The sequence below is a fragment of the Neobacillus cucumis genome, assembly GCF_002860255.1.
In the GTDB taxonomy this organism is placed as follows: domain Bacteria; phylum Bacillota; class Bacilli; order Bacillales; family Cytobacillaceae; genus Neobacillus; species Neobacillus cucumis_A.
Genome location: NZ_PGVE01000091.1, coordinates 60,892 through 79,209 on the forward strand (window position 1 = coordinate 60,892; position 18,318 = coordinate 79,209).

The 18,318-nt window shown below is 39.2% G+C and carries 19 protein-coding genes; 3 read left to right on the forward strand and 16 right to left on the reverse strand.

The annotated features are described in order from the left end of the window. Window positions 1–53: 53 nt before the first annotated feature. Entirely contained in the window at window positions 54–758 is a 705-nt protein-coding gene (gene deoD, locus CVD27_RS24630) for a purine-nucleoside phosphorylase (RefSeq protein WP_101651401.1), read from the reverse strand. A gap of 140 nt (window positions 759–898) precedes the next feature. On the opposite strand from deoD, the gene CVD27_RS28940 reads away from it, so the two are divergent. Further along, window positions 899–1,024: a hypothetical protein gene (locus CVD27_RS28940; RefSeq protein WP_257984483.1), complete on the forward strand. Its 126-nt coding sequence runs from the start codon at window positions 899–901 to the stop codon at window positions 1,022–1,024. A 72-nt stretch (window positions 1,025–1,096) separates the two neighbouring features. Here the strand turns inward: CVD27_RS28940 and CVD27_RS24635 are convergent, their stop codons facing one another. The 5 genes from CVD27_RS24635 to CVD27_RS24655 form a co-directional block, all read right to left on the reverse strand. Beyond that, window positions 1,097–1,405 carry a YodL domain-containing protein gene (locus tag CVD27_RS24635; RefSeq protein ID WP_101651403.1) on the reverse strand — a complete coding sequence of 103 codons (309 nt, stop codon included), beginning with the start codon at window positions 1,403–1,405 and terminating at the stop codon, window positions 1,097–1,099. 166 nt (window positions 1,406–1,571) lie between these two features. Continuing rightward, entirely contained in the window at window positions 1,572–2,342 is a 771-nt protein-coding gene (locus CVD27_RS24640) for a sporulation protein (protein ID WP_101651405.1), read from the reverse strand. Window positions 2,343–2,353: 11 nt separating this feature from the next. Beyond that, window positions 2,354–3,151, reverse strand: a complete 798-nt coding sequence (locus CVD27_RS24645; protein WP_101651407.1) for a serine/threonine-protein kinase — start codon at window positions 3,149–3,151, stop codon at window positions 2,354–2,356. Between the two features lie 13 nt (window positions 3,152–3,164). After that, window positions 3,165–3,344, reverse strand: coding sequence for a hypothetical protein (locus CVD27_RS24650; protein ID WP_101651409.1), 180 nt, complete (start codon window positions 3,342–3,344; stop codon window positions 3,165–3,167). Between the two features lie 189 nt (window positions 3,345–3,533). Continuing rightward, window positions 3,534–3,707: a YozD family protein gene (locus tag CVD27_RS24655; RefSeq protein WP_098529412.1), complete on the reverse strand. Its 174-nt coding sequence runs from the start codon at window positions 3,705–3,707 to the stop codon at window positions 3,534–3,536. A 161-nt stretch (window positions 3,708–3,868) separates the two neighbouring features. Here CVD27_RS24655 and CVD27_RS28405 point away from each other — a divergent pair, with 161 nt between their 5' ends. Further along, window positions 3,869–4,036 (forward strand): hypothetical protein, encoded by a 168-nt coding sequence (locus CVD27_RS28405; protein ID WP_180960430.1) that lies wholly within the window; start codon window positions 3,869–3,871, stop codon window positions 4,034–4,036. Here the strand turns inward: CVD27_RS28405 and CVD27_RS24660 are convergent, their stop codons facing one another. Together CVD27_RS24660 and CVD27_RS24665 are read right to left on the reverse strand one after the other, a co-directional pair. Beyond that, a complete protein-coding gene (locus tag CVD27_RS24660) occupies window positions 4,037–4,732 on the reverse strand; it encodes a hypothetical protein (RefSeq protein WP_101651411.1) in 696 nt (231 codons plus the stop codon). Between the two features lie 127 nt (window positions 4,733–4,859). Continuing rightward, window positions 4,860–5,081: a YozE family protein gene (locus CVD27_RS24665; RefSeq protein ID WP_101651414.1), complete on the reverse strand. Its 222-nt coding sequence runs from the start codon at window positions 5,079–5,081 to the stop codon at window positions 4,860–4,862. A 363-nt stretch (window positions 5,082–5,444) separates the two neighbouring features. Here CVD27_RS24665 and CVD27_RS24670 point away from each other — a divergent pair, with 363 nt between their 5' ends. Then, window positions 5,445–9,764: a hypothetical protein gene (locus tag CVD27_RS24670; RefSeq protein WP_101651416.1), complete on the forward strand. Its 4,320-nt coding sequence runs from the start codon at window positions 5,445–5,447 to the stop codon at window positions 9,762–9,764. Window positions 9,765–9,822: 58 nt separating this feature from the next. Here CVD27_RS24670 and CVD27_RS24675 read toward each other — a convergent pair whose 3' ends face one another. The 8 genes from CVD27_RS24675 to CVD27_RS24710 form a co-directional block, all read right to left on the reverse strand. After that, window positions 9,823–10,101: a YokU family protein gene (locus CVD27_RS24675; RefSeq protein ID WP_142384142.1), complete on the reverse strand. Its 279-nt coding sequence runs from the start codon at window positions 10,099–10,101 to the stop codon at window positions 9,823–9,825. An 18-nt stretch (window positions 10,102–10,119) separates the two neighbouring features. Beyond that, window positions 10,120–11,559: a lysine 2,3-aminomutase gene (ablA, locus tag CVD27_RS24680; protein WP_101651421.1), complete on the reverse strand. Its 1,440-nt coding sequence runs from the start codon at window positions 11,557–11,559 to the stop codon at window positions 10,120–10,122. A 130-nt stretch (window positions 11,560–11,689) separates the two neighbouring features. Further along, on the reverse strand, window positions 11,690–13,084 hold the full coding sequence (locus CVD27_RS24685; protein WP_101651422.1) for a sigma-54 interaction domain-containing protein: 1,395 nt from the start codon (window positions 13,082–13,084) through the stop codon (window positions 11,690–11,692). A 67-nt stretch (window positions 13,085–13,151) separates the two neighbouring features. After that, window positions 13,152–14,006 carry a putative beta-lysine N-acetyltransferase gene (gene ablB / locus CVD27_RS24690; protein WP_101651424.1) on the reverse strand — a complete coding sequence of 285 codons (855 nt, stop codon included), beginning with the start codon at window positions 14,004–14,006 and terminating at the stop codon, window positions 13,152–13,154. A gap of 176 nt (window positions 14,007–14,182) precedes the next feature. Continuing rightward, window positions 14,183–15,454, reverse strand: a complete 1,272-nt coding sequence (locus tag CVD27_RS24695) for a peptidase (RefSeq protein WP_101651427.1) — start codon at window positions 15,452–15,454, stop codon at window positions 14,183–14,185. A gap of 21 nt (window positions 15,455–15,475) precedes the next feature. Then, entirely contained in the window at window positions 15,476–16,141 is a 666-nt protein-coding gene (locus CVD27_RS24700; protein ID WP_101651428.1) for a 3-oxoacid CoA-transferase subunit B, read from the reverse strand. Then, entirely contained in the window at window positions 16,126–16,776 is a 651-nt protein-coding gene (locus tag CVD27_RS24705; RefSeq protein ID WP_180960432.1) for a CoA transferase subunit A, read from the reverse strand. The genes CVD27_RS24700 and CVD27_RS24705 overlap by 16 nt, the downstream gene beginning before the upstream one ends. Window positions 16,777–16,818: 42 nt before the next feature. Further along, window positions 16,819–18,174: an aspartate aminotransferase family protein gene (locus tag CVD27_RS24710; protein WP_101651449.1), complete on the reverse strand. Its 1,356-nt coding sequence runs from the start codon at window positions 18,172–18,174 to the stop codon at window positions 16,819–16,821. Between the last annotated feature and the right edge of the window lie 144 nt (window positions 18,175–18,318).

Here is an 18,318-nt window from a genome sequence, read left to right on the forward strand (position 1 = left end):
CTTTTAAAGAAAAGAAAAAAACCTCTTCCACCCGGAAGAGGCATAGTCCTTGATTATTCCTTTACTGCAGCTTCTAATGCTACTTCAATCATATCGTTAAAGGTTAACTGTCTTTCTTCTGCTGTTGTCTCTTCACCTGTTAAGATATGATCACTTACTGTAAGAACAGAAAGTGATCTACGATTGAACTTAGCCGCAAGTGTATAAAGCGCTGTGGTTTCCATTTCAATTGCTAGGATTTGATATTTAGCCCATTTTTCAAGTTCTGCATTATCATTGTAAAAAGAATCAGCTGTAAAAATATTTCCTACCTTTAAATTAAGCCCTTTAGCTACCCCGGCCTCATAAGCCTTACGAAGCAGATCAAAGTTTGCTGTCGGTGCAAAGTCCACATGACCAAAGGTTAAACGGTTAATATTAGAGTCTGTTGAACTCGTCATAGCTAAAATTACATCGCGTACTTTTACATCTTTTTGAATAGCGCCACAAGTGCCGACCCGGATTAGGTTTTGTACATTGTAGCTTTGGATTAATTCATTAACATAAATAGAAATGGAAGGTACACCCATCCCAGTCCCTTGGACAGAAATCCTTTTCCCCTTATATGTTCCGGTATAACCAAACATATTACGAACCTCGTTGTAACATTTAGCATCTTCTAAAAATGTTTCAGCTATATATTTTGCCCGAAGTGGATCACCGGGAAGTAATACCGTTTCTGCAATTTCATTCTCTTTTGCTCCAATATGTACACTCATAAGTAAACCTCCAATAAAAAGTATGTACAGTATTAAGTTTGTACCATAGTCAATATAACATAAACGTTTTTTGTTGAAAACGTAGACATGATTTTTTGAAATTGTGGCAAGCTATTTTTAGGTTCAAAGGAGGGGTAATGATGGGAAAAAAACACAGAGCACGTATTCGTGGGAAAAAGAAGAATAATCACATCCCACCTGAAGCCATTGTGGCAGAACATGAAGCACACGCAAAAGAATTCAGTGCTGCAGAACGTAAAGGTTAATTGTATCCATACCTATGCATAAATATAACAAATAAAACCTAAGGCCACCTTCCTTAGGTTTTAAATATTTATTTAACGGATATTGATTCGATTTACCGGAACCCATCCACCAGATTTTAATTGATAATAATATGATCCGCTGCGGCCCTCATCAATTAAAATAATATCCCCAGTTGACATAAATCTTCCTTTATAATTAGCCGGGATCCTGTCAGTCACATTAAAACGGCTAAATGTTTCCTGTAAGCATTGCTGACGGCTGCTTGCAGAAATGGTGGTCCGATACACCTGTTTATAACCTTTTTGTTCACGGTACTTTGGAGTTTGAAAGATTGTCACATCATACGGAATACATGCTTTTTTCGGTAACATTTTGATCATCTAACCCCTCCAATCATCAGAATAGATAGTTTATTCTAAATAATTAGCGATTATAATTGTGGATTCCTCCTTTGACACTCCACTTTTTTTGTCGATTTATTTTATAGGATATAAGCTGAAAAGTAATAAAAAACAATAGGGCCACATGACCCTATTGGAAAATATACTATGAATATCTTTGGATAATGCTTTGAATTTTTTGTTGTAAATATAGAATATCCTCGTTGGTTACTGTTAATCTTACATTGGTTTCATCCGTTCCTAGCGCCTCAGAGAACAGTCCTGCTATTCCCCGAGCACGTCTATCAACTTGAAACATAATATCAAGTGTACCATTTCCAGCCGGGAAGAATACAACTTCTAATTCATCTAATTTACCACGGAATTGTCCGGACGTCGGCACAAATTCAAATTCCTGAACAAACGGTAAACGCCCGCGTAATCGGCGTGGTGCTTCTTCACAATCAGCCTCTCGAATTCTAAATCCCAACTGGTCAACTGCATTAAAAACGGCAGACATTAATGGGTTAGGAACAACTTTTAAGTAATCTTGATCATTAGGGTCAATAGCACCTTTAATATCCAAACCTGTAGTCACCCATACTTTTGAACGCCCAATCGAAAGAGGTGTGTCAAATGGCAGCTGAAAAGAGAAAGGAATATCCTTTTTTTCATTAGCACGAACGATAAACGGAGTGGTTAATCGAAACCTGTCAATCGTTGCAGTTACTGTATATTTCCGGTCATCTGACTCTCTTAAATAGGTTGTATTTAAGGCAAGATAGATTTCATCAATCTGCTGATCAATTTTTCCTCCTTTAATGGCAACCACACCTTTAACCATTTCTCCAGGCATGTACGTATCCTTTTCTAGTTTAGTGTCCACTTCAGCAGATCCAATTCCAACACTTGCAAATACCTTATTAAAAAAAGACATTGTTTCTCCTCCTAAGTACTTAGCTCTTTTATATCTTCTCTTATCTGGCAGCAATGGTCATATGCAGGTTCAATCTGTAAGAGCTTTCTAATTATGTGTTTTGCTTTGGATGAAATATTTAATTCCTCTTCCCAGCTTTTTTCCTTTTGGTTTTGATTAAAGGAATAGTTGGAATACAGCAAAAACAAAAGAAAATGTCCAAGTCCATAAAAATCAGCTTGAAAATTGTACCCTTTTCGCAAATGTAATCCATTTGTTAATATTTTCCCTTTAATTTCCTGCCCTAAATATCTTCCTAATCCTAAGTCAATCAGCCTAACTTTTGACCCATCAAAAATAACATTCGGAATCCGTATATCCCGATGAATAATATTCCTGCTATGCAAATATTCCATTAATATCAGTAATTCATCAGCTATTTGAAATGCACCTTGTTCCGATATTGTCCAACCCTCTGAAAAAATAAGCTGTTCAAAATTCTTCCCATCAATATACTCCATTGTATAGAAAGGAATCTCCTTAAAAATTCCCTCTTCGAAATATTGAGGGAATCCTGGATGATTAATCGATTTTAATATTTTCTTCTCTAGTTCAAAACCTCTTCTGCCCGACTTTGTAATTCTTTTATGAATCCTTAAGGCTTTTAAAACCTTTACTTGCTGTTTTGAGAGATCCATAACTAAATAACTATGTCCATAGCTCCCCATTCCAAGATGTTTGATCACCTTAAAATTCCCAGCAACCACTTCTTCAAATGATAATGGTCTTTCCAGAAAGTTCGAAAAGAATAATAAAGACCTTTTTAACATTTAAACACCTTATTTAGCTGCTAAAAAAACTAGACAAAAAACTGCCGCTTTTATGTTTCTTTTTATAATGATGGTGTCCATAGTGACTGTGTTTATGATGATTCATTTTCTTCCATGCATCGCTTGAAGATGAATATTTGTGATGATGGTTTAGTTTACTGTTAATAAGAGATTTTAGGATTTTCTTTAACATAAAAACCCCTCCTTAGTTTCGTATCTTATATACGAGTAAAAAAAATAAAGGTTTCGTTTAAACAAATAAATAATCCAAACCTCATAGGAATTATGGCCGATGTTGATTACAAACAAAAAGCGAGCATAAATGCCCGTTTTTGCCTTATCTATCATTAAGGAGGTCGACTTTCGTTTGATTCATAGGTTATTAGTCATCCTCTACTTCTTCATCGATAATACTTTTTTCGATAAGATATTCGAAGGTTATATCTGCGAGTTCTTCTAATTCTTCTTCGCTAGGAACGTAACCCCGCTTCACCAGCTCATGAAAGAAAAATTCGGCAATTTCTTCTGTATCAATAAACACTTCGATTTCTCTCATAGCATCGCCCCCTTTTTAGAGAATGTATGATGTACATGACCTTTTCATGCTAGTTACTTTAGAAAGGCAATAATCCTTTAAATCACTTAAAGGATTTATGTCTTTTTTTATGTGGACAAGCATAGGATGAAAAAAAAAGAACTTTAGTGGGGTGGATAGATATGTCAAATTTCCAAGTGAAGTTAGAGGCATTTATTGAAGATGTTAACAAGGAGGATGGACGCACCCTCCAACTATTTGAGAAGTTGACTAACTATATGTTTTCTTTAATTAAATGGGCGGGAATTCCCTTTGTCCTTTATTTATTATTCGAGATTTCAAGATGGTAACTATACATGGCTTTTACCATCATTATTTAGTAAATTTTCTAATTTTCTAAGGATGACCCGCATTACTTGATAGTATTCTTGATCCTGAAACATTTCGTGTAAAATCCGGTAATCATTATATATGTCCAATAAGCTATCAATTAATTCCTTTTTTTCTTTTTTTCTTTCAATTTCTTCAAACTCTGCCTTTCGAACCGTATTCTGAACTTTAGGATTCTTTGCAGCTTTTTCTTGTCTATTGACGAAGTATAGGAGACCTAGTTTTTGGATAAACATATCTGCATTCTCTGCATCCGCTACCAGGGTTAATTCCTCTTCTCCTGCTTCGAGCCAATCTCCATCACTGACCCTAGAAAGCTCGTAAATAACATCTTCCCAGGCATCTTCTTTATAGCGCCAAATTTCTGTTCGAAAGCCAACAATCTTAAATAAATCAGCACCATATCCGCTTACTTGAACTAAGTCCCCGAAAAAGAATTTGTATTCGATATCAATCTGTTCCTGCTCTACAATTGTACCATCATATTCAGAAAGCAATTGAAGGGCTTCTTCTATATAAAGTCCCTCGCTCTTATTTACTTCATAAACATAATTGCCGTCCAACAATTTAATATCGGTAACTTTTCCAACCGTACCATAGATGGTGATCACAACGGTATCACCGATTTTATACTTTGGTTTTTTCCTTTTTGCCATATCCTCCCATCCCCTCAAATGGATTAGTCGTGTAGTTTGAATACAATAGTATATGCAAGGTAAAAAATATCGCGCATGACAATTTTGCAATAAAAAAATCGCCCTGATGGAAGGCGATTTTTTTTGTTTAACTTTCGGAAATGAGATAATGCTCCCATGCTTCATCGAAAACTGTCATTGATTTTAGATACTGTCCGTTCATTTCCAAATATAAGCTTATCTCATGGTAATCGGACGATGTCTTTGGAAACGCATGGTCCAAAAACGCATTGTTTGCAAAAGCACTTATTTCATCCTTTGGAGCAGGATGTCTATATTTCATTAAAAAATGATAAAATGATTTTCTCATATTTTTTTGTTCTCCCTATGTTCGGTTCCATCCATTTTTCTTAGCCTAACTATAACGGATACTTATATATTCGTCCAGTTTTATAAAATAGATAGTTCTACTTCATTTATTTATAAATTGCACGTATTATTTACCCTCAGGTTTTCACCATAATCACTTTGTTTATATAATATTTTAATATAACAAAATTCAACAAATTTGAAACATATTTGATAAAATCCCCACGAATTCAGTCATTCTTTATCGAGAATATTTTATTTATATTCGTTCTTTATTAAGTTATTATTATTTTGAAATGGATAAGTCAGATTCCAAGGAGGGAAAACCTATTTACTGGTTACAAAAAATAAGGAGGCCTTACATATGAAAAAATGGCTAAAAATTACTTTTGCTGTTTTATTGTCCTTTTTATTGATGCTCCAGGCTAGCGGGCAAAACATCAATGCTAAGACTAGTGCTTCTACAAAAGCAACCACCAATGTTCAAGATCAAAATACTAAGAAAATTATTACAAACGCAGACCGGGCGGCAGCGGCTTTAAGACTTGAAAAAAAGATAACAGTAGTAGATCCAAATGGGTTAAACCTAACTGGAGAGCTTACTCCTGGAACAACCCCGGACTATTTTGGAAACATTCCTAACTATGCAAATAGCCCGCTTCCTGCTGGCAGTCCTATCGTAACCCTAGAAGGCGGAGGAGGAACTGGGGCATTAGCTACCGCAATTGTCACAATTGACCCTGCAACTGGGACAGGTCCTATAACCGAGATGTCTATCATTGATGGTGGTTCTGGTTATACTAGTGCCCCAACTGTTAACATTACTGGTGGTTATGGGACAGGTGCTACAGCAAACGCGGAAATTACAAATGGCATGGTAACCAAGATTAATGTATCAAATGGCGGTAACGGATACTCAGTAGGTCCAATTGTCACCTTCGAAGGTGGCGGAGGAACTGGCGCAACTGCTACCGCAACAGTCATAAAGAATCCTGTAACTGAGATAAGTTCTATATCACAAATTACGGTAACAAATGGGGGCACTGGTTATACAAGTCCTCCAAATGTCACCATTACAGGTGGTAACGGATCGGGTGCAGCTGCTACGGCAGAAATAGCAAATGGGATTGTAACAAACGTTACGATAACGGATGGAGGAAGCGGATATTCCGTAACAGGCGGAATTCGAAAATTTGTTGATTCATTGCCTCTTCTAGGAGCAGATAATGCAAACAATTTAGGACAATACCTCCCTGTTGCCATTCCAGATACTGAAAAATATCCAGGAAGTGATTATTATGAAATTGAACTTGGGCAGTATACAGATCAACTTCACTCCGACTTGCCTAAAACAACTTTAAGAGGTTATAGGCAAACAAACACCACCGACGAGAAAGTCAGTAAGTTTAGCTACTTAGGACCGGTTATTATTGCACAAAAGGGTCGTCCTGTACGAGTGAAATTTACGAATAAGCTTCCAATTGGCAGCAAAGGAGACCTGTTTTTACCTGTTGATACCACAGTTATGGGGGCTGGAGAAGGCCCTTTAGGACAAAATGTTCCTGCTGGTGACCAAGTAAACTATACGCAAAATCGGGCCACCCTGCATCTACACGGAGGAAATACCCCTTGGATTAGTGACGGTACAGAGCACCAATGGATTACTCCAGCTGGTGAAAAAACACCTTATCCAAAAGGAGTAAGTGTTAAAAATGTACCAGACATGCCAGATCCGGGAGATGGTTCACAGACTTTCTATTATACAAATGATCAAAGTGCTAGATTAATGTTTTACCATGACCATTCTTATGGTATAACTAGACTTAATGTATATGCTGGCGAATCTGCAGGCTACCTATTAAGAGATGATGTAGAGAGCAAATTAATCTCTGATGGGGTTATCCCAGGCAATGAAATTCCACTGATGATTCAAGACAAAACGTTCGTTCCCAATGATCAGCAGTTAGCCGCAACAGATCCTACGTGGGATAAATCCAAATGGGGTGGGAAAGGAAGTCTTTGGTTCCCACATGTTTATATGCCGAATCAAAATCCTTATGATGTCGAAGGTGCCAATGCTATGGGGCGGTGGGATTATGGACCATGGTTCTGGCCGCCATTTACTGGTATAAAGAACGGTACAGTTAGTAATCCTTATTATGATCCTGTGAATGCCCCTTGGGAGCCGCCTTCCATTCCTGGTGTACCTAATACTTCCATTGTTCCGGAATCTTTCATGGACACACCGCTTGTTAATGGAACAGCTTACCCCTATCTCGAGGTAGGAAGAAAAGCTTACCGTTTTAGGATCTTAAATGCAAGTAATGATAGATTTTTTAATTTACAACTTTACTTTGCTAAATCAGATGGTACCATGTGGAATTTGGATGGAACATTAAGAGATCCTAATGCTGGCGAGGTGAATATGGTTCCTGCAGTGCCAAAGTCAGGTCTTCCAAGCACCTATCCAACAGATGGACGAGAAGGAGGAGTACCAGATCCTGCAAAGGCTGGTCCTAGTATGATTCAAATTGGAACAGAAAGCGGATTCCTTCCAAACCCGGTTGTCTTACCTAATACTCCTGTGGGTTACGACTATGATAGAAGAAGTATGACAGTCTTAAATGTAACGAATAAGACCCTTTTCCTCGGTCCAGCGGAACGTGCCGATGTCATTGTAGATTTTTCAAAAGTACCTGACGGTTCTAAACTAATCCTTTATAACGATGCACCCGCACCTGTTCCAGCGTTTGATGCGCGATATGATTATTATACAGGAGATCCAGATCAAACGGATACTGGAGGTGCTCCATCCACACTTCCTGGTTTTGGTCCAAATACAAGGACTATTATGCAGTTCCAAGTTAATTCATCTAAAGGAACTGGACCTTCTGTTGACTTTGCTTTGTTACAAAAAGAACTGCCTTCTGCTTATGCCAAATACAATAAAAAGCCGATCGTTCCACAGGCCAGCTACAATAATGCTTTTGGTACTAACTACCCGGCTGATGGATATGCACGTATCTTTGACACAACTATGACCTTCTTTAACGGGCCACTTACAGGCCTTAAACTCACAAGCGGCGGTTCCGGTTATACCTCTGAACCAACTGTGGAAATAACAGGTGGAGGGGGCTCGGGTGCGACAGCAACAGCAACTCTTGCACCAAGAGCCGTTGAAAGCGTTAAATTAACAAATGGCGGTTCCGGTTATACAACAGTACCATCTATTTTATTTACCGGTGGTTTTGGAACAGGTGCTAAAGCCGAAGCAAGTTTAAACGCAACATCCTTATCATCCATAACTGTTACTAATGGAGGTTCTAAATACTCCTCTCCACCTACTGTTACCATTACAGGCGGGGGCGGCTCGGGTGCAACGGCGACAGCAACTGTTAAAAGCGGTCGGGTCTTAGCTATTACGGTTATAAATAGTGGCTCTGGCTATACAACAATGCCGACAATCACCCTATCTGGAGGTGGCGGCAGCGGTGCAACTGCTTCAGCGGTGTTCAAACCAACCACTCTTGGGGCTGTAAATCTATTAAGTGGTGGCAATGGCTATACTTCTGCTCCAGCCGTTACTATTTCAGGAGGTGATGGCTCGGGTGCTGCTGCAACATCAACGCTTGCCCCTGCTGCAATAGCTAGCCTAAACCTAGTTAACGGCGGCGATGGCTATGACTCGGCACCAAGCGTTACTATTTCAGGCGGCGGGGGCTCGGGTGCAAAGGCTGAGGCTTTAGGCATAACAATGGACTTACAGCCAAAATCCATAATTGAGGATTTTGATGTAGATTATGGACGGATGAATTCTATGCTTGGGGTCGAAGTACCGCACACAAGCGCCAACATTCAAACATCCATTCCATACACAGATATAGACCCGCCAACGGAGTTATTTAAAAACTCTGATTCTGCTGCCCCTTTAGGAACGTTGAAAGATGGGACACAAATTTGGAAAATTACTCATAATGGGGTTGACACACATGCTATCCACTGGCACATGTTTGATGTTCAGTTAATCAACCGAGTGGGCTGGGATGGAATGATAAAGGCTCCAGATCCAAACGAAGTTGGTTGGAAAGATACCATTCGGATGAATCCATTGGAAGATGTTATTATCGCAGTACGGCCAATAGTACCTAATGTACCATTTGAACTTCCAAACAGCGTACGGCCGCTTGATCCAACAAAGCCTCTGGGATCAACCATGGGATATATGAATGTAGATCCAACAAATCAACCGGCAACAGTAACGAATCAAATGGTTAATTTCGGATGGGAATACTTGTGGCATTGTCATCTTCTTGGTCATGAAGAGAATATTATGATGCGTCCAATGGGGGTAGCTGTTGCACCAAAAGATCCTGCTAATCTAGCAGGATCCTACGGTAAGACTGGTGTAAACTTAACTTGGCAGGATAAATCCACAAATGAAACAGGATTTTATATTGAAAGATCTACATCACTAGCTGGTCCATGGACCAAGATAAGGACGGTGGCTGAAAATACCACAACCTACCTTGATCAATCTGTTAGCAAAAGAAAAACCTATTACTATAGGGTCACTGCCATTAATACGGTCGGTTACACTCAAACCTACACTTCACCAACAAATGGTTATCCAACCATTACAGAAATGTCAAAACCAACTGACACGCTAACCATTTCTACAAACTAAAAAGATTAATAAAAAAGAAAGAGGATTAGCTTAGTTCAAGCTTCTCCTCTTTTTGTCCTTATGATGAGAAATCAAAATAATTTCGCTTCAAAAGTCTAGGTTTTTTCATTAGTTCATCGTAGGTAATCACTTTTCCAATTTGCTTACAATCAATCAAAAACAATTGATCTTCTATTTCTTTTACAATTCTTTCACTCTGATAGATCATATTACAGTCACAGCACTGCTGTGTAGGTGTTTCTTTGATTTCAATTGCACGCGAGCCGTCAGGTAATTCCCAGTAAACAGAGTCTGAGATGAATTTAACATTAGAATTATTACACCATTCGCACTGAATTTTCAATCCATACACCTCCTACTCATTAATCGGTTTAATTGCTTGGTCCGTATGTTCCCCTGAGTTATTTTCTTTTTCTTTTTCTGTCAATGCTTTATATTTCTTCTCCTTTAATTCATCCCGTTTACTCCGCTTATCTTTTAACGAAGAGTGAGCTGGATCTTGATGATATTGCTTACGGCGATTGAGCCTTGTTAATCCTTCGGGTACTAGATTGAAATGCTGGTCATTCATTATTCCTGCAATACCCGCAAGTGATTTTTTCTCCGCCATGTCAGGATAGATTTTTCCGAAGTATTCATCAGCTCTGCCAGGAATATAGTTTTCAGGTTCCGGATAAGAAGTAATGACTCCTTCAAAATTACGTAGTACCACCTTTTCAGGACTTTGTGAAATTAAATAGTTAGGTTGCAAAGCAATCTTTCCGCCGCCACCTGGGGCATCTACTACGAAGGTTGGAACAGCATATCCGCTCGTATGTCCGCGTAATCCTTCGATAATTTCAAGTCCTTTGGTAACAGGTGCACGAAAATGCCCGATTCCCTCTGAAAGGTCGCATTGATAAATATAGTAAGGACGGACACGAATTTTTACGAGGTCATGCATGAGTCTTTTCATAATTGGAACGCTATCATTTATTCCTGCTAGAATAACAGATTGGTTTCCCACTGGTACCCCGGCATTAGCGAGCATTTCGCAGGCTCTCTTTGAATCTTCTGTAATTTCAATAGAGGTATTAAAATGGGTATTTAACCAAACTGGGTGATATTTTTTTAAAATATTACACAGATTTTCTGTAATACGCTGCGGGAAAACCACTGGTGCCCTTGTACCAATTCGAATAATTTCCACATGGTCAATTTCCCGCAGATTTTTCAAAATATATTCTAAAATATTATCATTAATCAGCAGCCCATCACCGCCAGAGATTAATACATCGCGAACCTCAGGTGTTTCTCTGATATAGGAAATGGCTGCATCAAGCTGTTTCTTAGGCACACCCATGCCGATCTGTCCCGAAAAACGTCTTCTCGTACAATAACGACAGTACATTGAGCATTGATTGGTCACAAGAAAGAGCACGCGATCAGGATAGCGGTGTGTAAGTCCCGGAACTGGCGAGTCTTCATCCTCGTGCAGTGGATCTTCAAGATCATATTTTGTTTTATAAATTTCTTTTGAAATAGGGACTGATTGCATACGAATTGGACAGCGTGAGTCATCTGGGTTCATTAACGAAGCATAATACGGTGTAATATTTAAGGGAATCGTTTTAGTCGAGATCCTTACTCCCTCTTCTTCATCAGGAGTTAAGTTGATTACCTTTTTTAAATCATCGACTGTACGAATTGTATTGGTTAATTGCCATAGCCAATCGTTCCATTGTTCATCGGTAACATTTTTCCAAAGCTCTATATCTTTCCAATGTCTATTCGGTTTATATAAAAATGGTTTCATATCCATTCCCCCAATCTTGCTTTACTAAATGATATGCAAGATTCGTGCCAACTCTACAAAGTGCTTAAAAATCTCATTCTTAGTTCTCATCTCCTTTTTCAATGAAAAAAAGCGCCGAAATTTCGGCGCTTCAGTCGTGGATTTTTTTTAATTTATATTGCAAAGTTTGTCGTGGTATTTCAAGGAGTTTAGCAGCTTGATTGATATTTCCATGAGCAAGGTCCATAGCTTTTAGGATTAGCTTTTTCTCTATCTCCTCCATATTCTTTCTTAAAGAAAGGTTATCAGGAGGATTTGTAATACTCTTGGCTGAAGCAGGATACTGCTTAAGAATAATCGGCAAATCATCAATTTGAAGAAGACTTCCTTCACATACATTCATCATGTATTCAAGCGTATGTTTTAATTCCCGGACATTTCCTGGCCACTGATACCTTGATAAAAAAAGCTCTAGATTTTTTTCTACACCTTGAATATTTTTACCTAACTTTTTATTAAAATCTTTAATAAAATAATCAGTTAAATACATGATATCTTCTCCCCTTTCCCTTAGTGGCTGGAGAGAAAAGGTAAAAACATTCAAACGATAATAAAGATCATGACGAATCATTTTCTCTTGAAGGGCTATTTGTGGATGTACATTCATAGCCGCAATGACACGAACATTGACAGATATATTATGTGAACTGCCCACCCTGCGTAACTGCCCGTCTTCTAAAACTCTTAACAGTTTGGCCTGAAGCTCTAAAGGCATAGCATGCAGCTCATCAAGAAAAAGGGTCCCTCCATCAGCCAATTCAAACAGACCTTTACGATCGACAGCCCCGGTATAACTACCTTTAGATGTTCCAAAAAGTATGCTTTCAAGCAGGGTTTCTGGGATGGCAGCACAATTTTGAGCGACGAATGGTCTTACAGACCGATGGGATTCATGGTGGATCCCCTGAACAAACAATTCCTTTCCAGTTCCAGATTCACCATAAATAAGAATTGGAGAATCCGACATTGCCAGTTTCCTTGCCTCTGTCTTGGTTTTAATAAAAGCAGGGTGAATCGTTTTTATATCTTTTAATGTAAACTTTACCTGGTTAATGCCCTTTTTATTATTGTTTTTTGAAAAACCCTTTTGTAAGTCTAAAAGTCTTTCAGCTAGCAGTTTCATTCTAGAATAATCTTTAGCAATTTCCACAGCTCCGATTATATCTTCTCCAAGAAATATAGGCAGCGTTGTATTAATCGTGTCAATCCTTGCACCGTGCATATTAACATACACCTGGGTTTGATTATAAATGGGCTTACCCGTTTTTATTACCTTCAAAAGGGTGCTCGACTCTTCTGTCAGGGAAGGAAATGCATGTATGATATGCCTTCCCAATACTTCTTCTATATCCATTCCATCATGCTTGGCTGCTACTTCATTATAAAAAATCGTTCTCCCTTCGGTATTAACTACATGAATCCCTTCATCGATGCTTTTAAGTATTGCAGTCAAGACCTCTTGTGTTAGTGCCGTTAGTTCTCCCATTTCTTCTCACCTGCCCTAATTAAGCAGTGCTTTTGGTGCTGAAAATTTGGCACCTCAGGCCAAATTTTCAGCAGTTTGCCAGATTTTTCACCCACATATTCATATTCTCGAGTTTGTCATAGATGTAACAATTGTTCATAAACCTTCCTCTATAAGAATAGCCCAGCTGAAACAACACCGCATTCATACCAAATGATAATGCACGCGCGATGGAATAGGCACAAAATATACCATTATTCATTAATTCCTTTTCAAGTTCCTGAAGGATAATTTTCATGAGTCCATATTTTCGGTGCTCGGTTAATGTTGCACAATCAGTTAATTCGGCATTTTTGTAAAATGAGTTTATCTCTGCCGAGGCAGCACTGACTATTTGTCCTTGATACGTAAAAATATAATAGATGGTCCCATCCTTCATAGTCTTCTTTACATATTCCGGATCATTCAATGGCGTAGGGTAAATCTGAAAAACTTTCTTGTATAAATCCGAAAGCCCATCTGCACAACTTTCATCCGCCTTTCTTAATTCATATTCCTTCGGTGGGAATGACCTATCAACAGATGGATTTAATTGATAAATGCTTTGGATAATTCCATCTTCGGTAATCCAATGGTCATTCCTTTTTCTTTCAGGCGTATAAAATTTAGAAAAAAAATGAGCGTCAGAACCAAGAAAATAACGGTCCACTATTGCTTCGGGCTGGAGTCCTGCTTCGATAAATGTTAAAAAATCTTCACTACGCACTTTTATGATCAGTTTTTCCGCTTGATGCTGTTTAACAAGCTCCTCCACTTTTTCTAGCAAAATTCTAGAATTTCCACGATAATCATCAACCCTGATTCGTTTATTAAAAGGGTCCAAAAATATTTCAACAAAATAGTTTGTATCATTCATGTAAATAGTGGATGCGATTTGATTCATAAAGTCACTCCCCAACTGCTTTTCAAAAATCTATCTTCATTAAAATACAAAAACAAAGTCTGGCCGGGAATGAGCCAGACTCAGAAATTTCTTACCTAATCATGTCAAGTATTCGTCTGCTCAAATAAATTCTGGCCTTCTCATTTTAGCAATCTGCAAATACAGGTGACAATCCATTATGATTCCGCTATTTCACACCAATTTATTATTGTTAAGGCAATTATTGTACTTGCTGCAAATAAATCTTCTAGAACAATATGTTCATTGGCATCATGAGCTACTTCCGTTATACCTGGTCCAAAAACAACTACGGGAGTATGACCAACAGTCGAAAGAATACCTCCATCTGTTCCCCAAGGACTTGCTTCGATAGCGGGTGGTTCTCCTTTAACTTCAATGTAACTTTTCGATAATACATGGATTAACGGATGATCTGATTCAAGACTTCCCGGCTGCCATCTGCCGCCAAACCATTCAAGTTTAAGAGGATGTTTGCGAAGCCACTCATCTTGATCGGATAGTATCTGTAAGCAATGTTCCATTTCAGCTTGAGCAGATTGAATGGTTTCGTCAGGAGATACCCCCATTCTTCCTTCAATTATGGCAGAATCAGGTACTGAGGAAGGCCATTCGCCGCTTGTCAATTTTCCAATATTAATTGGGATTGGGATTGGAATTTTATTAAAGAGAGGATCGGTTATTCGCTCATTTCTATCTTTCTCTAATTTTTGCAGACTTTGAATCACTTGGTAAGATTTTTCAATGGCACTTACTCCTTCATATCGTGTACCCCCATGTGCTGCCTTACCAGTTACCGTAATGCGAAACCACATTGAGCCCTGTTGTTTAGGAAACATTTTCATATTGGTGGGCTCAGGAATAATTGCTCCGTCTGCTTGATAACCTCTTAAAACGGCGGCCAATGTACCTGCTCCACCACTTTCTTCTTCAATGACACTTTGAAAGATAACATCGCCTTTCAGTTTTATCCCTGAAGCAATTATCGATTCCATTGCCATTAATAGGGCAACATTACCACCCTTCATGTCAGTTGCCCCTCGGCCAAATAGCTTCCCGCACTCAATGACTCCACTAAATGGATCATGCTCCCAATTGGATCGATCTCCCACCGGCACTACATCAATATGCCCATTTAAAATGATTGATTTACCTCCGCCGGACCCTTTCAATACGGCAACTAAGTTAGGGTTGCCTTCGAAGCTGTGACGGTCACAGCAATAAGCAGGGTGTTTTATTAACTCCCCCCCTCCAATTTCCCAAATATCTAGTGTTAATCCTAACTGACGACATTTTTCTATCACAATTGCCTGTGTACTGCTTTCGTTTCCACGCGTGCTATTCTCACGGACTAGCAATTGAAGGAGTCTCGCGGCACGAGCTCGATTCTCCTTTAACCATTGCTTTACTTGGAGTTCAAATTTTTCCATTGGGCTCACCCCTGTTTATAATCAGTATGGTATATTCCGAATACTCTCACTGATTGTAAATTCACATCCTGTTTTGTTTATTACACTTTCAAGATTGTATGGTGCAAATAATTCTGTCAAAAACAGCCCCTCTTCCTTGACTTTAAAGACCCCTAATTCTGTGATAATTAAATCAACACACCGAGAGGATGTTAGAGGGAGTGTGCATGTACTTACAATTTTAGAGTTTCCATATTTATCACAGTGGTTCATTACCACAATAACCTTTTTAGCTTTTTGAGCAAGCTCCATCGCTCCTCCCATACCAGGTACCTTTTTTCCCGGTACGATCCAATTCGCCAAATCACCATATTGACTCACTTGGAGTGACCCTAAAATGGTAAGATCCACCCTGCCCCTACGAATCATTCCAAAGGCAACAGCACTATCACAATAGGAACCGCCATTTAACAAGGTCACTGGAAATCCGCCAGCATTACATAAATTTTCATCCTCTTTTCCTTTTTCAGGGCTAGGCCCCATTCCGGTAATCCCATTTTCTGCGTGAAACATGACATTTATTTCTTTTGGAAGATGGTTCGGTACCAGCGATGGAATACCGATTCCAAGATTCACTACCATACCATTCTGAATTTCCTCTGCAGCCCGTTTGGCCATTTGATTTCTGATGTCTATTCCCATGCCCATTTCCAATTCACTCCTTGGGAAGAGATTACATAATCAACAAAAACCCCTGGTGTAATAATTTCATCTGCTTCAAGTCTGCCCAGAGGCACAATTTCCTCCACCTCAGCAATGGTGATTCCTCCAGCCATCGCAACAAGAGGATTAGTATTGCGGGCACTTTTGTCATAAATCAAGTTGCCGTAAACATCGGCCTTTTTGGCATAGACAATAGAAACCTCGGCGGTTAAAGCTGTTTCAACTAAATACTCCTTTCCGTTAAGCACATATCGTGGTTTATTCTTGGAGACCATTTCATTGTCCATGCCAATGTCAGACAATATTGCCGGCAAACCAACCCCGCCTGCACGGATTCTCTCTGCTAAAATTCCTTGAGGTGAGAACTCTACCTCTAGCTTACCTTCATGCATAAGCTGGCCTGCTACAGGGTTTGAACCAATATGGGAAGCAATGACCTTTCTTGCCCGTCCACGACTCACTATTTTTCCTATGCCAATGTGAGGAAATCCAGTATCATTGCCAATTAATGTAAGTCCTTGAACACCCTTCTCCAAAATCCCTTCAATCAATGAAGGTGGTGATCCAACCCCGCCAAACCCTCCAAACATTAAGGTCATTCCATCATGAAAAAAATTCATGACCTCCTCTAACCCAATGATTTTTCCGAATGGATTTTCCAATTAATTTTCACCATCCATCCCTGTATTTATTTCATCTGAAAAAACAGTAAATGTTCCTTTTAACAGAAAGACCAGCTCCTCAATCTCCCTTTTAGTAATCGTTAAGGGAGGTGAGATGATAACAGCGTCTCCATTTACCCCATCTATCCCAGAACCCGCTGGGTAAATTAGCAGTCCCTTGTCTTTTGCGTGTTCTATTATTTTTTGTGTAACAGACAGCTTTCTTGGGAATGGCTGTTTCGTAATTGGGTCTGCAACAAATTCAATACCAAGCAGCAAGCCCTTACCACGAATATCCCCAATAAAATTGAATTGGGGCTTTAACTTTTCCAGTTGGTATTTTAAATAAACACCTTTATTGTCTACTTCTTTCATAATGTCGTTTTTTTCTAAGTATTCAAGTACAGCTAAAGACACTGCACAGGACTGCGGATTGGCACTTAAGGTATGACCGCTCATTACAGACTTTGAACCAGCTAGAATGGGCTCCATGACCTTTTCACTTGCAACAGCGGCGGCAATCGGAGCATAGCCTGCCCCCATCCCTTTCCCAAGAGCAACAATATCAGGTACTACTCCCCATTGCTCACAAGCAAGCATCGTTCCTGTTCTGCCAAATCCAGTCATGACCTCATCAGCAATAAACAGGATGTCATACTCTTCACAAATCATTTTTATCTGTTTAAAATAATCCTTCGGAGGAGAAATCGCTCCTCCTGCGGCTCCGATAACAGGTTCTGCTATAAAGGCCGCAATTTGGTCTGGACCAATTCGCTTGATTGCTGTTTCCAATTCCTTGGCACACAAATAATTACAGGAGGGGGCTTCCAGATTATACGGACAGCGGTAGCAATAAGGTGGATTGATGGCAGGAAAGTCTTCTAAGAGTGGGATAAATCGTGCCCTCCTGCTTGGATGACCCGACATCGAAAGCGCTCCCATAGTAATACCATGATAACTTACCCATCTTGAAAGAATTTTCGTTTTTGTTTGATTCCCACGTTCCTGCCAGTGTTGTATGGCCATCTTCATGGCTGTCTCAGTTGCTTCGGATCCGCTATTCACAAAAAAACACCAATTCAGTTCACCAGGTGTCCATTCGGCTATCTTTGCGGCCAGCTTTTCAGCAGCCTCGCTTGTAAATTGAGAACGGTATACGAAGGAGACTTTTTTTGCCTGTTCCATCATGGCTTCCACAATTTCTGCCACTCCATGACCAATATTTGCTGTCACGGCACCTGATGCTGCATCTAAATATTTTTTTCCGTTCCTATCAAATAAGTAAACCCCTTTGCCATAATCAATGACCGGGTATATTTCATCAAGCATTGGTTTGATTAAAAAAGTCTTTTCCACCATGGACACCACTTTCTTTTCAAAATAAGTAGTTATATTCCATTGTATGAAATGATTTTTCATTCTATCATCTCATTTCCTTAGGTCTGACAAGAAATATTGCACATTATGGAATTAAGGGGAAATTATTAAAAAGAAAAGGCT

What these genes read in the sequence shown, in the direction of transcription:
- deoD (WP_101651401.1), bottom strand. Translation starts at nt 758, where the DNA reads ATGAGTGTACATATTGGAGCAAAAGAGAATGAAATTGCAGAAACGGTA.
- CVD27_RS28940 (WP_257984483.1), top strand. Translation starts at nt 899, where the DNA reads ATGGGAAAAAAACACAGAGCACGTATTCGTGGGAAAAAGAAGAATAAT.
- CVD27_RS24635 (WP_101651403.1), bottom strand. Translation starts at nt 1,405, where the DNA reads ATGATCAAAATGTTACCGAAAAAAGCATGTATTCCGTATGATGTGACA.
- CVD27_RS24640 (WP_101651405.1), bottom strand. Translation starts at nt 2,342, where the DNA reads ATGTCTTTTTTTAATAAGGTATTTGCAAGTGTTGGAATTGGATCTGCT.
- CVD27_RS24645 (WP_101651407.1), bottom strand. Translation starts at nt 3,151, where the DNA reads ATGTTAAAAAGGTCTTTATTATTCTTTTCGAACTTTCTGGAAAGACCA.
- CVD27_RS24650 (WP_101651409.1), bottom strand. Translation starts at nt 3,344, where the DNA reads ATGTTAAAGAAAATCCTAAAATCTCTTATTAACAGTAAACTAAACCAT.
- CVD27_RS24655 (WP_098529412.1), bottom strand. Translation starts at nt 3,707, where the DNA reads ATGAGAGAAATCGAAGTGTTTATTGATACAGAAGAAATTGCCGAATTT.
- CVD27_RS28405 (WP_180960430.1), top strand. Translation starts at nt 3,869, where the DNA reads ATGTCAAATTTCCAAGTGAAGTTAGAGGCATTTATTGAAGATGTTAAC.
- CVD27_RS24660 (WP_101651411.1), bottom strand. Translation starts at nt 4,732, where the DNA reads ATGGCAAAAAGGAAAAAACCAAAGTATAAAATCGGTGATACCGTTGTG.
- CVD27_RS24665 (WP_101651414.1), bottom strand. Translation starts at nt 5,081, where the DNA reads ATGAGAAAATCATTTTATCATTTTTTAATGAAATATAGACATCCTGCT.
- CVD27_RS24670 (WP_101651416.1), top strand. Translation starts at nt 5,445, where the DNA reads ATGAAAAAATGGCTAAAAATTACTTTTGCTGTTTTATTGTCCTTTTTA.
- ablA (WP_101651421.1), bottom strand. Translation starts at nt 11,559, where the DNA reads ATGAAACCATTTTTATATAAACCGAATAGACATTGGAAAGATATAGAG.
- CVD27_RS24685 (WP_101651422.1), bottom strand. Translation starts at nt 13,084, where the DNA reads ATGGGAGAACTAACGGCACTAACACAAGAGGTCTTGACTGCAATACTT.
- ablB (WP_101651424.1), bottom strand. Translation starts at nt 14,006, where the DNA reads ATGAATCAAATCGCATCCACTATTTACATGAATGATACAAACTATTTT.
- CVD27_RS24695 (WP_101651427.1), bottom strand. Translation starts at nt 15,454, where the DNA reads ATGGAAAAATTTGAACTCCAAGTAAAGCAATGGTTAAAGGAGAATCGA.
- CVD27_RS24700 (WP_101651428.1), bottom strand. Translation starts at nt 16,141, where the DNA reads ATGGGCATGGGAATAGACATCAGAAATCAAATGGCCAAACGGGCTGCA.
- CVD27_RS24705 (WP_180960432.1), bottom strand. Translation starts at nt 16,776, where the DNA reads ATGAATTTTTTTCATGATGGAATGACCTTAATGTTTGGAGGGTTTGGC.